Annotated in this window: 18 protein-coding genes; 11 read left to right on the forward strand and 7 right to left on the reverse strand. The window is 67.2% G+C overall.

The annotated features are described in order from the left end of the window. Positions 1–43: 43 nt before the first annotated feature. The 3 genes from pyrF to IB257_RS12435 are packed head-to-tail and all read right to left on the reverse strand — an operon-like array spanning position 44 to position 2,636. Positions 44–862: an orotidine-5'-phosphate decarboxylase gene (pyrF, locus tag IB257_RS12425; RefSeq protein WP_054451925.1), complete on the reverse strand. Its 819-nt coding sequence runs from the start codon at positions 860–862 to the stop codon at positions 44–46. 6 nt (positions 863–868) lie between these two features. Further along, on the reverse strand, positions 869–2,188 hold the full coding sequence (locus IB257_RS12430; protein ID WP_054451924.1) for an NAD(P)/FAD-dependent oxidoreductase: 1,320 nt from the start codon (positions 2,186–2,188) through the stop codon (positions 869–871). Between the two features lie 49 nt (positions 2,189–2,237). Continuing rightward, a complete protein-coding gene (locus IB257_RS12435) occupies positions 2,238–2,636 on the reverse strand; it encodes a diacylglycerol kinase (protein WP_054451923.1) in 399 nt (132 codons plus the stop codon). A gap of 182 nt (positions 2,637–2,818) precedes the next feature. Here IB257_RS12435 and IB257_RS12440 point away from each other — a divergent pair, with 182 nt between their 5' ends. The 11 genes from IB257_RS12440 to IB257_RS12490 all read left to right on the forward strand — a co-directional run bounded on the left by IB257_RS12440 (position 2,819) and on the right by IB257_RS12490 (position 14,967). Next, positions 2,819–3,556, forward strand: a complete 738-nt coding sequence (locus tag IB257_RS12440) for a FadR/GntR family transcriptional regulator (protein WP_175160383.1) — start codon at positions 2,819–2,821, stop codon at positions 3,554–3,556. A 13-nt stretch (positions 3,557–3,569) separates the two neighbouring features. Then, positions 3,570–4,640, forward strand: a complete 1,071-nt coding sequence (locus tag IB257_RS12445; protein WP_370540105.1) for an L-idonate 5-dehydrogenase — start codon at positions 3,570–3,572, stop codon at positions 4,638–4,640. Positions 4,641–4,702: 62 nt separating this feature from the next. Next, a complete protein-coding gene (locus IB257_RS12450) occupies positions 4,703–5,677 on the forward strand; it encodes a sialic acid TRAP transporter substrate-binding protein SiaP (protein WP_054451920.1) in 975 nt (324 codons plus the stop codon). Positions 5,678–5,740: 63 nt separating this feature from the next. Next, a complete protein-coding gene (locus IB257_RS12455; protein ID WP_119451997.1) occupies positions 5,741–6,367 on the forward strand; it encodes a TRAP transporter small permease in 627 nt (208 codons plus the stop codon). A gap of 44 nt (positions 6,368–6,411) precedes the next feature. Next, positions 6,412–7,818 (forward strand): TRAP transporter large permease, encoded by a 1,407-nt coding sequence (locus tag IB257_RS12460; protein ID WP_125472474.1) that lies wholly within the window; start codon positions 6,412–6,414, stop codon positions 7,816–7,818. A gap of 13 nt (positions 7,819–7,831) precedes the next feature. Continuing rightward, entirely contained in the window at positions 7,832–8,578 is a 747-nt protein-coding gene (locus tag IB257_RS12465; RefSeq protein ID WP_192353923.1) for an SDR family oxidoreductase, read from the forward strand. Positions 8,579–8,607: 29 nt separating this feature from the next. Further along, positions 8,608–9,474 carry a fumarylacetoacetate hydrolase family protein gene (locus IB257_RS12470; protein WP_192353924.1) on the forward strand — a complete coding sequence of 289 codons (867 nt, stop codon included), beginning with the start codon at positions 8,608–8,610 and terminating at the stop codon, positions 9,472–9,474. Positions 9,475–9,500: 26 nt separating this feature from the next. Continuing rightward, positions 9,501–11,036 carry a UxaA family hydrolase gene (locus tag IB257_RS12475; protein ID WP_119451998.1) on the forward strand — a complete coding sequence of 512 codons (1,536 nt, stop codon included), beginning with the start codon at positions 9,501–9,503 and terminating at the stop codon, positions 11,034–11,036. Between the two features lie 46 nt (positions 11,037–11,082). Next, positions 11,083–12,294 (forward strand): D-mannonate dehydratase ManD, encoded by a 1,212-nt coding sequence (manD, locus tag IB257_RS12480; RefSeq protein ID WP_088142648.1) that lies wholly within the window; start codon positions 11,083–11,085, stop codon positions 12,292–12,294. Between the two features lie 3 nt (positions 12,295–12,297). Next, positions 12,298–13,860 carry a mannitol dehydrogenase family protein gene (locus IB257_RS12485; protein WP_192329332.1) on the forward strand — a complete coding sequence of 521 codons (1,563 nt, stop codon included), beginning with the start codon at positions 12,298–12,300 and terminating at the stop codon, positions 13,858–13,860. Between the two features lie 42 nt (positions 13,861–13,902). Then, positions 13,903–14,967, forward strand: coding sequence for an Ldh family oxidoreductase (locus tag IB257_RS12490; RefSeq protein ID WP_192353926.1), 1,065 nt, complete (start codon positions 13,903–13,905; stop codon positions 14,965–14,967). 28 nt (positions 14,968–14,995) lie between these two features. Here the strand turns inward: IB257_RS12490 and IB257_RS12495 are convergent, their stop codons facing one another. The 4 genes from IB257_RS12495 to IB257_RS12510 form a co-directional block, all read right to left on the reverse strand. Continuing rightward, the gene (locus IB257_RS12495; protein WP_119452002.1) at positions 14,996–15,997 is read right to left on the reverse strand and encodes an amidohydrolase family protein; all 1,002 of its coding nucleotides are present in this window, start codon (positions 15,995–15,997) and stop codon (positions 14,996–14,998) included. A gap of 68 nt (positions 15,998–16,065) precedes the next feature. Then, positions 16,066–16,617, reverse strand: coding sequence for a 3-hydroxyanthranilate 3,4-dioxygenase (locus IB257_RS12500; protein WP_119452003.1), 552 nt, complete (start codon positions 16,615–16,617; stop codon positions 16,066–16,068). A gap of 139 nt (positions 16,618–16,756) precedes the next feature. Then, positions 16,757–17,725, reverse strand: a complete 969-nt coding sequence (locus IB257_RS12505) for a LysR substrate-binding domain-containing protein (RefSeq protein WP_054451910.1) — start codon at positions 17,723–17,725, stop codon at positions 16,757–16,759. A 6-nt stretch (positions 17,726–17,731) separates the two neighbouring features. Further along, entirely contained in the window at positions 17,732–18,169 is a 438-nt protein-coding gene (locus tag IB257_RS12510) for a RidA family protein (RefSeq protein ID WP_054451909.1), read from the reverse strand. Positions 18,170–18,191 lie beyond the last annotated feature (22 nt).

The raw sequence follows: 18,191 nt of genomic DNA on the forward strand, positions 1-18,191 counted from the left end.
AACGGATTGCGCGGCAGGGGGCTGCCGGCCCCCATGCCCCGGATCAGCGCACTGCGTTGATCGCGTCGCGCAGGCCCTTGGCCGCCGTGCCGGCGGCCTCGCGCCAGTCGTCGCCGCCGCTGGCGTAGATGATGGCGCGGGACGAGTTGATCATCATGCCGCTGCGGGCCGCGTTGGCGCCGGCGTTCACGGTGGCGGTGATGTCGCCGCCCTGGGCGCCGATACCTGGCACCAGCAGGGGCACCGCGTCGCCGATGCGTGCGCGCACCGCGGCCAGCTCATTCGGGAAGGTCGCGCCCACCACCAGGCCGCACTGGCCATTGGCGTTCCACTTGTCGGCGACCAGGCCCGCGACGTGCAGGTACAGCGGCTCGCCATTGTCCATCTTCAGGAATTGCAGGTCCGAACCGCCGGGGTTGGAGGTGCGGCACAGCACGATCACGCCGCGGTCGCGCCACGCCAGATAGGGCTCGACCGAGTCCAGGCCCATGTAGGGGCTGACCGTCAGCGCGTGCGCCTGGTAGCGTTCGTAGGCTTCGCGGGCGTAGTTCTCGGCGGTGGAGCCGATGTCGCCGCGCTTGGCGTCCAGCACGATGGGCAGATCAGGGTGTTTTTCGCGGATGTGCTGGCACAGCGCTTCCAGCTGGTCTTCGGCGCGATGGGCGGCGAAGTAGGCGATCTGCGGCTTGAAGCTGCAGGCATAGGGCGCGGTGGCGTCCACGATGTCGCGGCAGAACTGGAAGATGGCGTCGGGCTTGTCCTGCAGTTCGCGGGGGAAGCGCTGCGGGTCGGGATCCAGCCCGACTTGCAGGAGCGAGTTGCTGGTGGTCCAGGCGTGTTCGAGTTTTTGCAGGAAATTCATGGGAGTTCAGTGCAGTTTGACCCGCGGGCGCGTGCGCCGCATGAGCAGGCGGGCCAGGGCAAGGGAGGCGGTACGCGAGATGCCGAGCACCGCTTTGTGGTGCATCAGGTGCAGGCTCATGTACATCAGGCGTGCCAGTGTACCGCTTACGAACAGTCCTCGTCCGGCCAGCTTGCCCATCAGGCTGCCGACGCCAGCGTCCTGGCCCAGCGACACCAGCGAGCCATGGTCCTCGTAGACATAGGGCGTGGTGGGCTCGGGCGTATGGCGCAGGCGCGCGGTGAGTTTCTTGGCCAGATAGTCGGCCTGCTGGTGCGCGGCTTGCGCGCGGGCCGGCACGCTGCGGCCGTCACGCCACGGCGCGGCGCAGCAGTCGCCCAGCGCCAGGATGTGCGGATCGGCGGTTTCCAGCCGTTCGTTCACCTCCACCTGGCCCACCCTGTTCAGCGGCAGGTCCAGGCCGGCCAGCAGGGCCGGGCCCTGGATGCCTGCCGCCCACATGCAGAGCTGGGCCGGGAACTCGCGGCCGTCGGCCGTCTTGACGCTGTCGGCGGTGACTTCCGAGACCCGGCAGGACGCTTCCACCCGGATGCCCAGTTCCGTCAGGCGGTTGGTGGCCGCGACCGAGATCTTCTCGGGCAGGGCCGACAGGATGCGCGGGGCGCCTTCCACCAGGGTGATGGCCAGATCGCGTTCGGCGCGGAAATTCGGCAGGCCGTAGGCGCTGACCACGTGGCTGGCCTCGACCAGCTCCACGGCCAGCTCGACGCCGGTGGCCCCGCCGCCCACGATCACCAGATCCAGGCGGGCCGAGGGATTGCGCACCTTGGCCTGATCCACCAGGGCCATGGCCTTGAGCATGGTCAGGCGGAACTGCTCCGCGTTTTCGGTGGAATCCAGCGTGACCGCATGTTCGGCCGCGCCGGGCGTATTGAAGAAGTTGGACGTGCTGCCCAGAGCCAGGACCAGCGTGTCGTAGGCGAGCTCGCGGCGTGGCAGGACTTCCTGGCCTTGCGCGTCGTTCACCGCGTCCACGGTGATGCGGCGCTGCTCGCGGTCGATGTGTTCCAGGCGGCCCTGCGCGAACGAAAACCCGTTCATGTGGGCCAGCATCAGGTAGGACAGGCCTTCCTGGTGGATGTCCAGCGTGCCGGCGGCCGCTTCGTGCAGCGAGGGCTTCCAGATATGGAAGGGGCGGCTGTCGACCAGCGTGATGTGCTGCCGGCCATGCACGCGGCCCAGCTTGGCCGCCAATTCCAGGCCGCCGGCGCCGCCGCCGACGATGACAATGCGCTCAGAGGAGTCGGGCGTCGATCTAGGCATCATGGCTTCCAGTATAAATAGCGGCGCATCTCCCGGGAGATGACTAGCGGTGTCAATGCATGACGAAACGGCTGATGGCCACGCCTACCCAGACTGTCCCGGCGAAGATCAGCAGCAGCATCACGGCGGCGCTGCCCAGGTCCTTGGCCCGCCCCAGGAGCGGGTGCGATTCGACGGAAAGCGCGTCGGCCAGCGCCTCGATGGCGGAATTCAGCAGCTCCGCCGCCAGCACCATGATGACCGTGCCCACCAGGAAAAACACTTCAACCGTCGTGCGGCCAAGGAAGAATGCGGCCGGGATCATCAGGACGGCCAGCGCCAGCTCCTGGCGGAAAGCCGCCTCGTATTTGATCGCGGCCTGCAGACCCTGCAGGGAGTAGCGCAGCGCATTCAGGATGCGGCGCAGGCCCCCGGTGCTTTTGTAGGGCGAATGATGCGGATTCTGTGACATGGGTGCGGAAAATGGGCTGGGTGTGGCGGCTTTTTAACAGATATGCATTGCCCGCGAAGCCATCGCACGCATCTTTGGGCAAACCCTAATTGTGACGTATCCGGCGCGGGCGCAAGATTTGGTCAATTGGTAAGGCCACTTTACCTTTTGGCCTGAATTTCCGACTGGCGCCACCGTAGTCCATGCCCATTCAGACCATCGAACCCCGCCGCCTGTATCGCCAGATCGCCGACCAGCTGCGCCTGCTGATCGAGTCGGGCGAGTTCCCCGTCGGCGCGCGTCTGCCGCCCGAGCGCGATCTGGCGCTCAAGCTCGGCGTGTCCCGCCCTTCGGTGCGCGAGGCGCTGATCGCGCTGGAGGTCGAAGGCTGGGTGGAAGTCCGCATGGGTTCGGGCGTGTATGTGCAAAGCCTGGCCGGCGGACCGCGCGCCAGCTTGACGGCAGAGAGCCCTCTGGAAACCATACGGGCCCGCCAGGTGATCGAGGGCGAGCTGGCCGCGCAGGCCGCGTTGCGCAATACGCCCGCGCTGGTGGATGGGCTGGCCGAAGCCGTCGGTACCATGGAAGACGAGGCGCTGGCCGGCAACGTGCCGATCCGCGGAGACCGCCTGTTCCATCTGCGCGTGGCCGAGATGGCGAACAACGCCGTGCTGGTGCGCGTGGTGAGCGAACTGTTCGACGAGCGCCACAATCCGCTGTCCGTGAAGCTGGGCGACTACTTCGAGAATCCGTCCAGCTGGGCTGCCGCCATCGCTGAACACCGCAAGGTGATCGACGCCATCCGCGCTGGCGACGACCGCGGCGCGCGCGCCGCCATGCACCACCATCTGGCCTGCTCGCACGACCGTCTTACCGCAAGCTGGCCCGGCGCGGACGCGTCCGGTCAGCTCTTGGATAGCCGGGAGCAGACGGAATCATGAGCATCGCACGCAGATGCCCGATGTTCGGAACGCCAAGGAGCAAGTCGCCATGACGCTGGCCTGTCGCATCCACGGGGCGCGCGACTTGCGCCTGGAACCGGACGAAGTCGCGCCGCTGGCGCCGCACGAGGTGGAGCTGAGGCTGGGCGCCGCGGGCATCTGCGGATCCGACCTGCACTATTTCCTGCATGGCCGCGTGGGGGCCTTCGTCATCCGCGAACCCCTCATCCCCGGTCATGAGGCGTCGGGCGTCGTGCTGCGCACGGGCGATGCCGTGCGGTCGGTGGCGCCGGGCATGAAGGTCGCCATCAATCCTTCCCATCCTTGCGGCGGCTGCGATTACTGCCGCGCCGGCCGCGACAATCTTTGCCGCAACATGCGCTTTCTCGGCAGCGCCAGCATCTATCCGCACGTGCAAGGCATGTTCCGCGAGCGCTTCGTCATGGGCGAACGCCAACTCACGCCGGTGCCGGAAGCAGACGTTACGCTGGGCGAGATCGCCTGTGCCGAGCCGCTGTCCATCGGCCTGCATGGCGTCAACCGGGCGGGTCCCATGATGGGCAAGCGCGTGCTGGTGACGGGCGGCGGCACCATAGGTTGCATGACCGTGCTCGCCGCCAGGCTGGCGGGCGCGGCCCACGTGACCGTGGCGGACGTGGCCGACCGGCCGCTGGACATGGCGCGCCAGGTCGGCGCCGACCTGGCCGTGCGCAGCGACCAGCTCGCGCCCGCCGATCTGACCGATATCGCCGACATCAGCATCGAGGCCGCCGGCAGCCCGGCGGCGCTGGCGACCTGCCTGACGGCGACGCGGCGCGGCGGCCGCATCGTGCAAGTGGGAACGTTGCCCGCCGAGGGCATTGCGTTTCCGGCCAACAACATCATGGCGCGGGAGCTCGACTACGTCGGCGCGTTCCGCGCGGGCGTGGAGTTCGATTGGGCCGTGTCCTACCTGCGTACGCGCAAGTTGGACGTGCGGCCCCTGATGAGCGCGCAGTTGCCGTTGTCGCAGGCGTTCGAGGCCTTCGAGCTGGCGGCGGATCGCAGTCGCAGTACCAAGGTGCAACTTGTAGTTGAAGCGTGACCCCGCTGGCGGCTCACCATGGGCCGCCACGCCGGGCATTCAAAAAACAACGAGGAGACGACATGAACCTAGGCAACGCCGTCAAGGCGCTGGTTGCCGCCCTGGCGCTCGCCGCCAGCGGCAGCGTAGTGGCGCAAACCAAGCTCAAGTGGGCCCACGTGTACGAAACATCCGAACCCTTCCATACCGCCTCCGTCTGGGCGGCGCAGGAAATCGGCAAGCGCACCAACGGCCGTTACCAGATCGACGTATACCCGGCCTCGCAGCTGGGCAAGGAAAACGACATCAACCAGGGCCTGACCCTGGGCACGGTGGATATGATCATCTCCGGCTCCAGCTTCGCGGCCAAGAGCTTTCCCCGCATCGGCGTCACGTACTACCCCTACATCTTCCGCAATCCCGAGCACCTGATCGCCTACACCAAGAGCGATATCTACAAGGAGCTCACGCGCGGCTACGACGAGAAGAGCGGCAACCACATCGTCGCCACCACCTACTACGGTACGCGCCAGACCACGTCCAACCGACCCTTCACCAAGTGTTCCGAAATGAAGGGCCTGAAGATCCGTGTGCCTGACGTGGCCGCCTATCTGGCCATGCCGCGCGCCTGCGGCGCCAACACCGCGCCGATCGCCTTCGCCGAGGTCTACCTGGCGTTGCAGAACGGCACCGTGGAGGCGCAGGAGAACCCGCTCACCACCATCGAGGCCAAGAAGTTCTACGAAGTGCAGAAGAACATCATCCTCACCGGCCATATCGTCGATCACCTGAACACGGTGATCTCGGGCAAGCTGTGGAAGAGCCTGTCCGACGAGGACAAGAAGATCTTTGCCGAAGTGGCGCAGCAGGCGGCCGAGAAGGCTTCCGCCGAGGTCGCCGAAAGCGAGAAGAAGATGGTCGAGGTGTTTCGCAAGCGCGGCCTGAACGTGGCGGAGGTGAACGTCCAGGACTTCCGCGACACCGTGCTGGAGAAAGTGCCGTTCAAGCAGTACGGCTACGAAAAATCGGATTGGGAACGGATTCAGGCCGTGAAGTAAGCGCGCCCGGGGCCGCCCCGCGGCCCCGCATCGACCCGTCCGACTCCGCACAAGGGGAACGCCATGCATTCCGATGCCAAGGCCGCCGTGATGGCGGCCGCCAGCAACAACCCTGTCCATCCCGCGGGGCACCAGCCGCCCGCCACGGCGCAGGAGATCGTCCAGAGTTTCGAGGAAGCCGATCATCACGAGGTCAGCCTGGCGGGCTACCAGCCCGAGGACTGGATCTGCCTGGGTATTTTCTGGACCATGGCGCTGCTGGTCTTCCTGCAGTTCTTTTCGCGCTATGTGCTTAACGACTCCTACGCCTGGACCGAGGAACTGGCCGTCTATTGCCTGATCGGCGTGGTGTTCATCGGCTCGGCCATGTGCGTGCGCGCCTGCCGCCACATCCAGGTGGATTTCCTGTACCGCTACCTGCCGCGCCCCGTCGGCCGCACGCTGGCCACCATCATCGACCTGCTGCGCACGGCGTTCTTCGGTTATGCGGTGTGGCTCACCTACCGCTACATCGCGCTGGTGGGCGACGAGCCCATGACCACGCTGTTCTGGAACAAGGCCTATGTCTACTGGATGGCGCTGGCGGGATTCGTCCTGATGTTCCTGCGCTCGGTGCAGGTGTCGATCTGCAATTGGCGCCAGGGCTACTCCATCCTGGAAAACCCCGCGGCCTACGAGTCGCAGGACTAGCCGGGGCGGCCCCGGAATCCGACAACGACAACCGGAAGCGAGACATGGGCATACTGATCGGAACCTTTCTGCTGTTGATGATCTTCGGCCTGCCGGTGGCGGTGGCCATGGCAGGCGCATCGCTGCTGTTCGTGCTGATTTCGGGCAGCGTGCCCGACGTGGTGGTTGCACAGCGCATGATCGCGGGGGTGGAGTCCTTCCCTCTGCTGGCCGTGCCGTTCTTCATCCTGGCCGGCAACCTGATGAACATCGCCGGCATTACCGGCCGCATCTACAACTTCGCCGTGGCGCTGGTGGGCTGGATGCGCGGCGGCCTGGGGCAGGTGAACATCATCGGCTCGGTGGTGTTTGCGGGCATGTCGGGTACGGCCATTGCCGACGCCGCGGGCCTGGGCACCATCGAAATCAAGGCCATGAAGGACCACGGCTACGAGACCGAGTTCGCGGTGGGGGTGACGGCCGCCTCGGCCACGCTGGGTCCCATCATTCCGCCGTCGCTGCCCTTCGTCATCTACGGCATGATGGCCAACGTGTCGATCGGCTCGCTGTTCCTGGCCGGCCTGATTCCCGGCGCGGTCCTGACCGTGCTGATGATGCTGACCGTGGCCTATTACGCGCGCCGCAACAACTGGGGCGGCGACGTGTCCTTCGACTGGAAGCGCCTGGGCGCCGCCGGGCTGGAAGTCGGCATCGTGCTGGCGTTCCCGCTGGCGATCTGGCTCATGACCGAGGCCGGCATGTCGGCGAACCTGGCCGCAGGCATCGCCTTTGCCGTGTTGCTGGCGCTGGACTGGCGCTACAACTTTTCGGCGGTGATGGCGCTGATGGCGCCCGTCATCCTGATCGGCGGCATGACGCTGGGCTGGTTCACGCCCACGGAGGCCGCGGTGGCCGCGGTGATATGGGCGTTGTTCCTGGGACTGGTGCGCTATCGCTCCATGACCTTGCGGACCTTGGCCAAGGCGACTTTCGACACCATCGAGACCACGGCGTCGGTGCTGTTCATCGTCACCGCAGCCTCGGTGTTCGCCTGGTTGCTGACCACCACCCAGGCGGCCCAGGCGCTGACCGACGGCATACTCAGTGTGACCCAGAACAAATGGGTGTTCCTGCTGATGGCCAACGTCCTGATCCTGATCGTGGGCTGCTTCATCGACACTATCGCCGCCATCACCATCCTGGTGCCTATCCTGCTGCCCATCGTGCTCAAGCTCGGCATCGACCCGATCCATTTCGGCCTGATCATGACGCTGAACCTGATGATCGGCCTGCTGCATCCGCCCATGGGCATGGTGCTGTTCGTGCTGGCGCGCGTGTCCAAGCTGTCGGTGGAACGGACCACGGTCGCGATCCTGCCGTGGCTGGTGCCGCTGTTCCTGGCGTTGATCGCCATTACCTATATCCCCCAGATCACACTCTGGCTGCCCACCGCCATGGGCATGGCCAAGTAAAAAGGAAGACGTCATGACTGGAAGGCTGCAAGGCAAGACCGCCATCGTCACCGCTGCTGGTCAAGGCATAGGCCGCGCCGTGGCCGAGGCCTACGTCCGCGAAGGCGCCGACGTGCTGGCGCTGGACATCAACGGCGGGGCGCTGGAGACGCTGGCGGGATGCCGGCGCCGCACGCTGGACGTGACCGACGCAGCCGCCATCGGCGCGCTGGTCGCCGAGGCGGGGCCGGTGGACGTGCTGTTGAACGGCGCCGGTTTCGTGCATGCCGGAACCATCCTGGAATGCGACGAAAAGGCCTGGGACTTCTCGTTCGAACTGAACGTGAAATCCATGTACCGCATGATCCGCGCCTGCCTGCCCGGCATGCTGGCGCGGGGCGGCGGCTCCATCGTCAACATGGCCTCGGTGGCGTCCAGCATCAAGGGCGCGCCCAACCGCTGCGTCTACGGCGCCACCAAGGCAGCGGTGATCGGGCTGACCAAGTCCGTGGCCGCGGACTACGTGGGGCAGGGCATACGCTGCAACGCCATCTGCCCGGGCACGGTGGAATCGCCTTCGCTGCGCCAGCGCATCGAGGCGCAGGCCAGCGCCGGCGGGCAGACGCTGGCTGCGGTGGAGGCCGCCTTCGTCGCCCGCCAGCCCATGGGCCGCATCGGCAGCGCCGAGGAAATCGCCCTGCTGGCGGTGTACCTTGCCAGCGACGAGTCCGCCTTCACCACCGGCACCGCCCAGGTCATCGACGGCGGCTGGTCGAACTGAACATTTACTACACACATGAGGAACATGCGATGAAACTGTTGCGCTATGGTGCGAAAGGCGCGGAGAAGCCCGGAATGCTGGACGCCCGCGGGCAGGTGCGGGACCTGTCGGCGGTCCTGCCGGACATAGGCGCCGCCACGCTCACGCGCGCCGGCCTTGCGCCGCTGCGCGCGCTGGACCCGGCCAGCCTGCCGCTGGTGGATCGCCCGGGCCGCCTGGCTCCACCCTGGAGCGGCATGGGCAAGTTCATCTGCATCGGTCTGAACTACGCCGACCACGCAGCGGAGTCGGGCCTGCCGGTGCCGGCCGAGCCTGTGGTCTTCATGAAGCCCACCTCGGCCGTGGTCGGCTGCAACGATCCTGTGGTGCTGCCGCAGGAATCCGTCAAGACCGACTGGGAAGTCGAGCTGGGCGTGGTGATCGGCGAGCGGGCCCGCTACGTCAGCGAGGCGGACGCCATGAAGCACGTGGCCGGTTATTGCGTGGTCAACGACGTGTCCGAGCGTGAATACCAGATCGAGCGCGGCGGTACCTGGGACAAGGGCAAGGGCTGCGATACCTTCGGCCCGGTCGGCCCGTGGCTGGTCACCGCCGACGAGATCGCCGACCCGCAGGCGCTGGACATGTGGCTGGACGTCAATGGCAAGCGCTATCAGAACGGCAGCACCCGCACCATGGTGTTCGGCGTGGCGCAACTGGTGTCCTACGTCAGCCGCTTCATGACCCTGTACCCGGGAGACCTGATCAGCACCGGCACGCCGCCGGGCGTGGGCATGGGCCAGAAGCCGGCGCCCGTGTACCTGAAGGCCGGCGACGAGATGCGGCTGGGCATTGCCGGCCTGGGCGAACAGCAGCAGCGCGTCCACGCCTGGGATCCTGCGCTGATCGACGGTTAGCGGCGCGAGAACGCCAGGAGGCATTCATGTCTGAAACCGATACCGCCGTCATACGCATCCACCCGGCGGACAATGTGGTGATCGCCAGGCGCCAGCTGGCCGGCGGCACGCGCCTGGCTGGCGAAGACGTCGTCGTGCGCGGCCTGGTGCCGCCAGGGCACAAGGTGGCAACGCGCGCCATCGCCGCGGGCGAGCCGGTGCGCCGCTACAACCAGATCATCGGTGTCGCGCGCTGCGACATCGCGCCCGGCGCGCATGTCCACACGCACAACCTGGAGTTCTCCGACTTCGAGCGCGATTACGCCGTGGGCGTCGACGCGCGCGCCACCGATTACGTCGACGCGCCCGCGCAGTTCGACGGCATCGTGCGCGCCGACGGCCGCGTCGCCACGCGCAACTACATCGGCATCCTCACCAGCGTGAACTGTTCGGCCACCGCCGCGCGCGCGATCGCCGACCATTTCCGTCGCGATATCCATCCGGACGCGCTGGCGGCCTATCCCAACGTGGACGGAGTGGTGGCGCTGACGCATGGCGCCGGCTGCGCCACGGGCAGCGAGGGCGAACCGCTGCGCCTCTTGCGCCGCACGCTGGGCGGCTACGCCCGCCATCCCAATTTCGCGGGCCTGCTGGTGCTGGGCCTGGGCTGCGAAACCAACCAGATCGGCGGCCTGATGGAGCAGGAGGGGCTGCGCGAGAGCGGCTTGCTGCATACCTTCAACATCCAGGAGACCGGCGGCACGCGCAAGACCGTGGAGCATGGCATTGAACTGGTGCGCGCCATGCTGGCCCAGGCCGACCGCGTCCAGCGCCAGCCCGTGCCTGCAAGCATGTTGACCGTGGGCCTGCAATGCGGCGGGTCCGACGGCTATTCGGGCATCAGCGCCAATCCGGCGCTGGGCGCCGCAGTGGACCTGCTGGTACGCCATGGCGGCAGCGCCATCCTGTCGGAGACGCCGGAGATCTATGGCGGCGAGCACCTGCTGACCCGGCGCGCCGCCACGCCCGAAGTCGCGGCCAAGCTGTTGGCCCGGCTGCGCTGGTGGGAGGACTACTGCGCCCGCAACGATGCGGAAATGGACAACAACCCCTCGGCCGGGAACAAGGCGGGCGGGCTGACCACCATCCTGGAGAAATCCCTGGGCGCCATCGCCAAGAGCGGCACGACCCGCCTGGCCGACGTGTACGAATATGCCGAAACGGTGAGGGCGCGCGGGTTGGTGTTCATGGATACGCCGGGCTACGACCCGGTGTCCGCCACCGGCCAGGTCGCGGGCGGCGCCAACCTGATCTGCTTCACCACCGGCCGCGGCTCGGCCTACGGCTGTGCGCCCGCGCCGTCCTTGAAGCTGTCGACCAACACGGCGCTGTGGCAACGGCAGTCCGACGACATCGACATCAATTGCGGCGAAGTGGTTGACGGCGCGCAAAGCGTGGCCGGCATGGGCGAGCGCATATTCCGTCTGATGCTGGAAACAGCCTCGGGCCGGCGCACGCGCAGCGAGGAACATGGCTACGGCCAGAACGAGTTCGTGCCTTGGCAGTTGGGCGCGGTGATGTAGGCGCCCGGCGTCGGCCAGGGGTTTCCAGCATTCCACAGGACCATCCATGAAGATTACCCAAGCGCGCGTCATCGTCTGCAGTCCCGGCCGCAATTTCGTTACCTTGAAGATCGAAACCGATGAAGGCCTGTACGGTATCGGCGATGCCACGCTCAATGGCCGTGAGCTGGCCGTGGCGGCCTACCTGACCGAGCACGTGATTCCCTGCCTCATCGGCCGCGATCCGCAGCAGATCGAGGATATCTGGCAGTACCTGTACCGCGGCGCATATTGGCGGCGCGGTCCGGTCACCATGTCCGCGATCGCCGCCGTGGACACGGCCTTGTGGGACATCAAGGCCAAGGCCGCAGGCATGCCGCTGTACCAGTTGCTGGGCGGCAAGAGCCGTTCGGGCGTCATGGTCTACGGCCACGCCAATGGCCGCGACATCGACGAAACCGTGGACGAGGTGCTGCGTTACCGCGAGATGGGCTATCTGGCCATCCGCGCGCAAAGCGGGGTGCCGGGCCTGAACTCGGTCTATGGCGTGGGGCGCGGCCGCATGTTCTACGAACCCGCCGACGGCTCCCTGCCGTCCGAGCACGATTGGTCCACGGAAAAGTATCTGGACCACGCGCCGCGCCTGTTCCAGCGGGTGCGCGACGCAGTGGGCTGGGACACCCATCTGCTGCACGATGTGCATCACCGGCTCACGCCCATCGAGGCCGGCCGCCTGGGCAAGTCGCTGGAGCCCTACCGCCTGTTCTGGATGGAGGACGCCACGCCCGCGGAAAACCAGGAAGCCTTCCGGCTGATCCGCCAGCACACGGTCACGCCGCTGGCCGTGGGCGAAGTTTTCAACACTATCTGGGACTGCAAGGACCTGATCGAAAACCAGCTGATCGACTACATCCGCGCCACGGTGGTGCATGCGGGCGGCATCACGCATCTGCGCCGCATTGCCGACCTGGCCGCGCTCTATCAGGTGCGGACCGGCTGCCATGGCGCCACCGACCTGTCGCCAGCCTGCATGGGAGCCGCTCTGCATTTCGACCTGTGGGTGCCGAATTTCGGCATCCAGGAGTACATGCGGCACACGGACGAAACGGACGCAGTGTTTCCCCATGCTTACAGCTTCAATCAGGGCATGCTATACCCTGGCGACGCGCCGGGCCATGGTGTCGACATCGACGAAAAGCTCGCCGCCAGATATCCCTACCAACGCGCCTACCTGCCGGTCAACCGGCAGGCGCATGATGGCGCACTATGGCACTGGTAATCCATGCTCGAACGTTTGAATTCGGAGTCCCTGGCGCATCTGCCCGAGGACGTGGAATCTCCCGCCTATGACCGCAGCCGGGTCACGCCCGGCATCGTGCATCTGGGCATAGGCGCTTTCCACCGCGCCCACCAGGCGGTGGTGACGGACTTGGCCATGGCCGCCAGCGGGGACCTGAGTTGGGGCATCGTGGGCGTTTCGCTGCGCAGCCCCGCCACGCGCGACGCGCTGACGCCGCAAGACGGCCTGTACACCCTGGCGCTGCGCGACGCCGGCCCGGATGGGCAGTTGCGGGAACAGTTGCGGGTGGTCGGGTCGGTGTTGCGGGTCGTGGTGGCCGAGGAAGATCCCCAGGCGGTGCTGGAGCGCATCGCGTCCGCCCAGACGCGCATCGTCAGCCTGACCGTCACCGAGAAGGGCTACAGCCACGAACCGTCCACCGGCCACCTGCGCTGGGATGACCCGGACATCGTGCACGACCTTGCGCATCCGGTCAGGCCGCGCAGCACCATCGGCATCCTGGTGTACGGCCTGGCGCTGCGGCGCGAACGCAGCTTGCCCCCCGTCACGCTGCTGTCCTGCGACAACCTGCACGCCAACGGTGACACGCTGCGCAGCCTGGTGCTGGCCTTCGCCTTGCGGGTCGACGTGGGCCTGACCGCATGGATCGACAACAACTGCACTTTTCCGAATTCCATGGTGGACCGCATCGTGCCGGGCACGCAGGACGAAGACCGCGCGCGCGTGGCAGAGCGCCTGGGATTCGAGGACGCCTGGCCGGTGGTGGGTGAACCCTTCCTCAACTGGGTCATCGAGGACAAGTTCGCGGCCGGCAGGCCTGCCTGGGACGCGGCCGGCGCGAACTTCGTGCGCAACGCGGCGCCATACGAACGCCTGAAGCTGCGCATGGTCAACGCGCCGCATTCCGCGTTCGCGTACCTGGGCTCGATGCTGGGTCTGCGCACCAATAGCGAAGCCGCCGCGACGCCGGCGCTGCGCCGCTATGTCGACGACATGATGCGGCTGGAGCTTGCGCCCACGCTGCGCGGCGTTCCGGGATCAGGGCTGGATGAGTATCGCCAGCGCTTCCTGGCGCGCGTGTCCAATCCGGCGCTGCCTCACCTCACCCGGCAGGTCGCGATGGATGGTTCGCAGAAGGTGCCGCAGCGCCTGCTGGCCGCCATCCGCGACCGCAAGCAACGGGGCGACGATTTCAGCCGACTGGCCATGTCCGTAGCCGCCTGGCTGCATTACCTGCGCGGATACGACGAGCAGGGCAACACTTATGCCATCCAGGATCCGCTGGCCGGCGCGCTTGCCAAACTGCTGGCGCGCGCCGAGGTGGCCGCAACGGCTTCGGCCCCCTCCCAGGCAGCGCATCGGCGAGCCACTGTGATGGCGGGATTCCGGCCTGTGTTCGGCGATCTGGGCAGCAAGCCCGCTTTTGTCGAGGCGCTGGCCCTGCAGCTGGAACGCCTGCGCACGCTGGGCGTGCTGGGCGCGCTGGAGGCCCTGGAGCAGGACGCGGCCAGGGAAGACTCGGCGCAGCCCGTGCCGGCCGCTTGACCGCTGGCGGCGCGCCGCCAGCATCCATAAGAGGAGCGCAGCATGGCAAGGTCGGAAGGCGTGGGCGCGGCGCATTGGCTGGAATGGGGCGAAGCGTGCTTGCGGGTCCTGGATTTCAATGAAGACGACGGCCACTGCCTGGCATCCAGCCTGGCGCAGACCAGCCTGTGGGGCATTGACTCGCATGGCATCGCGCGGCTGCCGCACTACCTGAACCGGGTCGTCCATGGCTCCATCCTGGCGCGGCCACAAATCCGTATCGAGCAGAGCGGGGCGGCTTGTGCGCAGGTGCATGGCGGCAGGGGCCATGGCATCGTGGTGGCGCACCGGGCCAACGAGACGGCCATGGCGCTGGCGCGCGAGGCGGGCGTGGGCGCCGTCGGCGTCAGCGACTCTTCGCATTGCGGAGCCATCGGCCTGTACACGCGCGCGGCCGCTCGGCAAGGGCTGATTGGCATGGCCTACACGCATTCCGATTCCATTGCCGCGCCGTTCGGCGGCCGGCAACCGTATTTCGGCACCAACCCCATTTCCTTCGCTTTCCCCAGACAGGATGGCGAGCCGCTGTGCCTGGACATGGCGACGACCTCAATCCCATGGAATCGCGTCATGAACGCGCGCCGCGACGGCGCAGAACTGCCCGGAGGCGTGGCGCTGGACGCCGAGGGACGTAGCGTGACCGACGCGCGGCGTGTCCGCGCCTTGACGCCCTTGGGCGGCGACTACGGCCACAAGGGCTACGGCCTGGCGATGATGGTCGAACTCTTGTGCGGGCCGCTCAACGGCAATCCCCATGGACCGCACATCGGTCCCATGTACGAGCAGCTGGATCGTCCACGCGAACTCGGGGCGTTCTTCATCGTCATCGATCCCGCCCGGTTCGCGGGCGGCGCGACGTTGGCCGCCGTGGTGGCGGGCATGGCGGCCGAACTGGTGGCGCAGCCCGGTTCGCCATGCATGCCGGGCGATCCCGAACTGGCCTCGCAGGCGCAGCGCCAGGCCGCGGGGATTCCGGTGCCGCCGGCCTTGAAGGCCGAAATGGCCGAATGGAGCGCCAGGTTGGGGCTTGCGCTGCCGCCGTTCACACCGCTGGACGGCCAGGCCTGAGCGCAGCCGTCCCGCTACGCAGGAAGCGTCAGCGGACCAGGCCGAAGAACTCCATCGTGTTGCGGCTCAGAATCTTCTGCTGCACGTCCGGCAGCAGGCCAGCGTGGGTCACCAGCTTGCCCACTTCCTGTTCGCCCAGGGGATAGGGGTAGTCGGAACCCAGCAGCACCCGGTCTTCGCCCATTACGTCGATCAGCAGGCGCAGCGCGCGCGGGTCGAACACCGCGCTGTCGGTGTAGAAGCGGTCGGTGTACGAAGAGGGCAGCTGCGGACAGTCCTGGCGGATGATGTCGCGATGGCGCCAGGCATTGTCCACGCGGCCCAGCAGGAAGGCGAAGCTGCCGCCGCCGTGCGCGAAACAGAGCTTCAGGCTGCGCGGGATGCGCTCGAACGCGCCGGACAGGATCAGCGACAGGATGCCCAGCTGGGTTTCAGCGGGCATGGAGACCAGCCACGGCAACATCCATTTCTTCATGCGGCCGTCGGTCATCATGTCCCAGGGATGCACCAGCACCGGGATGTGATCGTTGGCGCAGTGGATCAGGAACTGCACCAGGGTCTCGTCGTCCAGGTCGCGCGGGCCGACGTGGTTGCCGATCTGCACACCCAGGTGGCCGGCGGCGCGGGCGCGCGACGCTTCCTTGCAGGCCAGCTCCAGATCCTGCAGCGGCACCTGCGCCAGCGCCTTCAGGCGCGCTGGCGCATGGGCGCAGTGTTCCAGCGCCAGGTCGTTCATGCGCGCCGCCCAGTCGGCGGCGGCCCGGGCCGGATAGGAGTAGCCGAACATGATGGGCGTCGCGCAGAGGATCTGCAGGTCTACGCCGTTGCGGTCCATCTGTTCCAGGCGCAGGGCCGGGGCCCACAAGGTGGCGTCCACCGGGCGGAACGGGCGGTCACCCGCCATGATCTGGCCGCTCGAACCGTCGCCGTCCAGCCGCAGCCAGGGCGCGTTGACGGGGTCCAGCGCCGCCGCTTCCTGCCGGGTGATCGGCGGGAAGAAGTGCGCGTGCATGTCGATTTTCTGGGTCATGTGCAAAGGAAAAGAAGTCGGTCGGGCGCGTGGCGGTGTGGCGCAAGATTGGGCAAAAGGAAACGCCCCTAGGCCGGGGCCGCCTGCGCGGAGGGCGCATGCCCCTTGCCCGGATGGATCTCGCCGCAGCTGGGACAGGTGCGTTTCTCGGTGCTGGAATAAAAGGCCTGGAACAGCGGCGGCAGGTCGGTCACGATGCTCTTGAGCTGTACCTCCACGCGGTGCACCAGGCTGCGGCATTGCGGGCAATACCATTCGAAGCCGTCCAGCAGGCCTTCAGGGCGCTGGCGTTCGATGACCAGGCAGGCGCTGTCGGTCTCGGGTCGTTGCGGCGAATGCCGCACGTGCGGCGGCAGAAGGAAAATATCGCCTTCCTTCAGATCCACGCGCTCGGGCTTGCCGTCCACCCACAGCGACAGCCAGGCGTTGCCGCGCAATTGGTAGAAGAACTCTTCCAGCGGGTCGTCGTGGTAGTCGGTGCGGTGGTTCGGGCCGCCGACCACGGTGACGATGAAGTCGGCGTCCTGCCAGATCTGCTGGTTGCCGACCGGTGGCTTGAGCAGGTGCGCGTGGTCGTCTATCCAGCGCTGGAAGTTCAACGGCGGGCCATAGGCAGGCATGCGGATCTCCGGAAGTCTGGGGGCGGACCGGGGCTGCCCCATAGCCCGCAGTCTAGGCGGGACCTTGCGGGCCTGCACAATAGAAATTACGCCGCCGGGTATGCGGCTTGTCTATGGCGGGATAACCCTGACCTGTCTGTCAACCGACGGCTTCAGCGCGCTGCGCCGCGATCTGCTTCAGATGGTCCACCAGGCGCTGGCAGGCCGGCGTCAGCGGGCGGTCCGCGCGCACCGAGTAGCCCACGTCGCCGAATGCGCCGAAGGCGTCGGTGGGCAGGCGCGCGAGCATGCCCGTGGCCAGGAATGGCGCTGCTGCGTCGTAAGGCAGCAGCGCCAGCGCGTCGCTGTGCATGAGCACGCCGATATTGGTCAGGAGCGATAGAGATTCGACATGCCGGGCCGGCAGGCGCAGGCCGGCGTCCAGGAAGCTGCGCTCGATCGAAGCGCGCAGCGGCGAGCTGGCGGCGGGCAGGATCCAGATGTGATCGGTCAGCGCGGCCAGCGGTGCGGACGGCGCGCCGGCCAGGGGATGGGCGGCGCGCGCCACCAGGCACAGCTCCTCGCGGTACAGCTTGTGATGGTCCACCGCCACGCCGGAGATCGATGCCATGTCGGCGCCGGGCAGGCGGCCCACCACGATGTCCAGGTCGCCCGTGGCCAGCGCCGGCAGCAACTGGGAGGTCGGCCCTTCGCGCACGCTGACCTGGATGCCGGGGTGCGCGGTCATCAGGCGCGCAATCGCCTCGGGCAGCAGCTTGGCCGACGCAGCGATGAGCGTACCCACCACCACATGGCCGCTGGCCCCGCCCAGCACCGCGTCGATGTCGTCGGCCATGTAGCGGATCTCGGCCATCATGGCCTGGACCCGGCGGCCCAGCACCACGGCCAGCTCCGTCGGCGTCACGCCGCGGTTGGAACGGTCGAACAACGACGCGCCGAAGAAGGACTCCAGTTCGTGGATGGCCTTGGTGACGGTGGGCTGGGTCAGATGCAGCTCGCTGGCGGCGCGCGACAGCGAACGGCATGCCAGCACGCGCTCGAACACCTGCAATTGGTGCAGCTTCAGCTTGCGGCTGAGCGCGTTGGGCGTGATGCGGAAGTCCGACATGCGCCGCTAGCGCACTTGCGGCTTGTAGGCGACCGCCTTGATCTCGATCAGCAGCTGCGGGTGCGGCAGCTGATGCACGGCGACGGTGGTACGGGCCGGACCGTCGGAGTCGAAGTACTCGCCGTACACCTGGTTGTAGCCGCCGAAATCATTCATGTTGACGAGGAAGGTGCTGATCTCGACCACGTCGGCCAGCGTCGCATCGGCCGTGGCCAGGATGTCGCGGATGTTCTCGATGACGGCGCGCGTCTGCACCCGGATGTCCAGCATGGCGGTGCCCATGGCGTCGACCTCGGCGCCCGCGATGCGGTTGTCGGGCAAGCGGGAGCTGGTGCCGGAGACATACAGGAAATCGCCGGCGCGCTTGATGTGCGGATACTTGCCGCGGGGCGTGGCCTTGCCGGCGACGACGGTGGCGCTGACGCCGGGCTGGGGTTGGTTCATCGCGTCTTCCTTTGCGTGGGGT

The organism is Achromobacter sp. ACM03 (assembly GCF_014851665.1).
Lineage (GTDB): Bacteria > Pseudomonadota > Gammaproteobacteria > Burkholderiales > Burkholderiaceae_B > Achromobacter > Achromobacter aegrifaciens.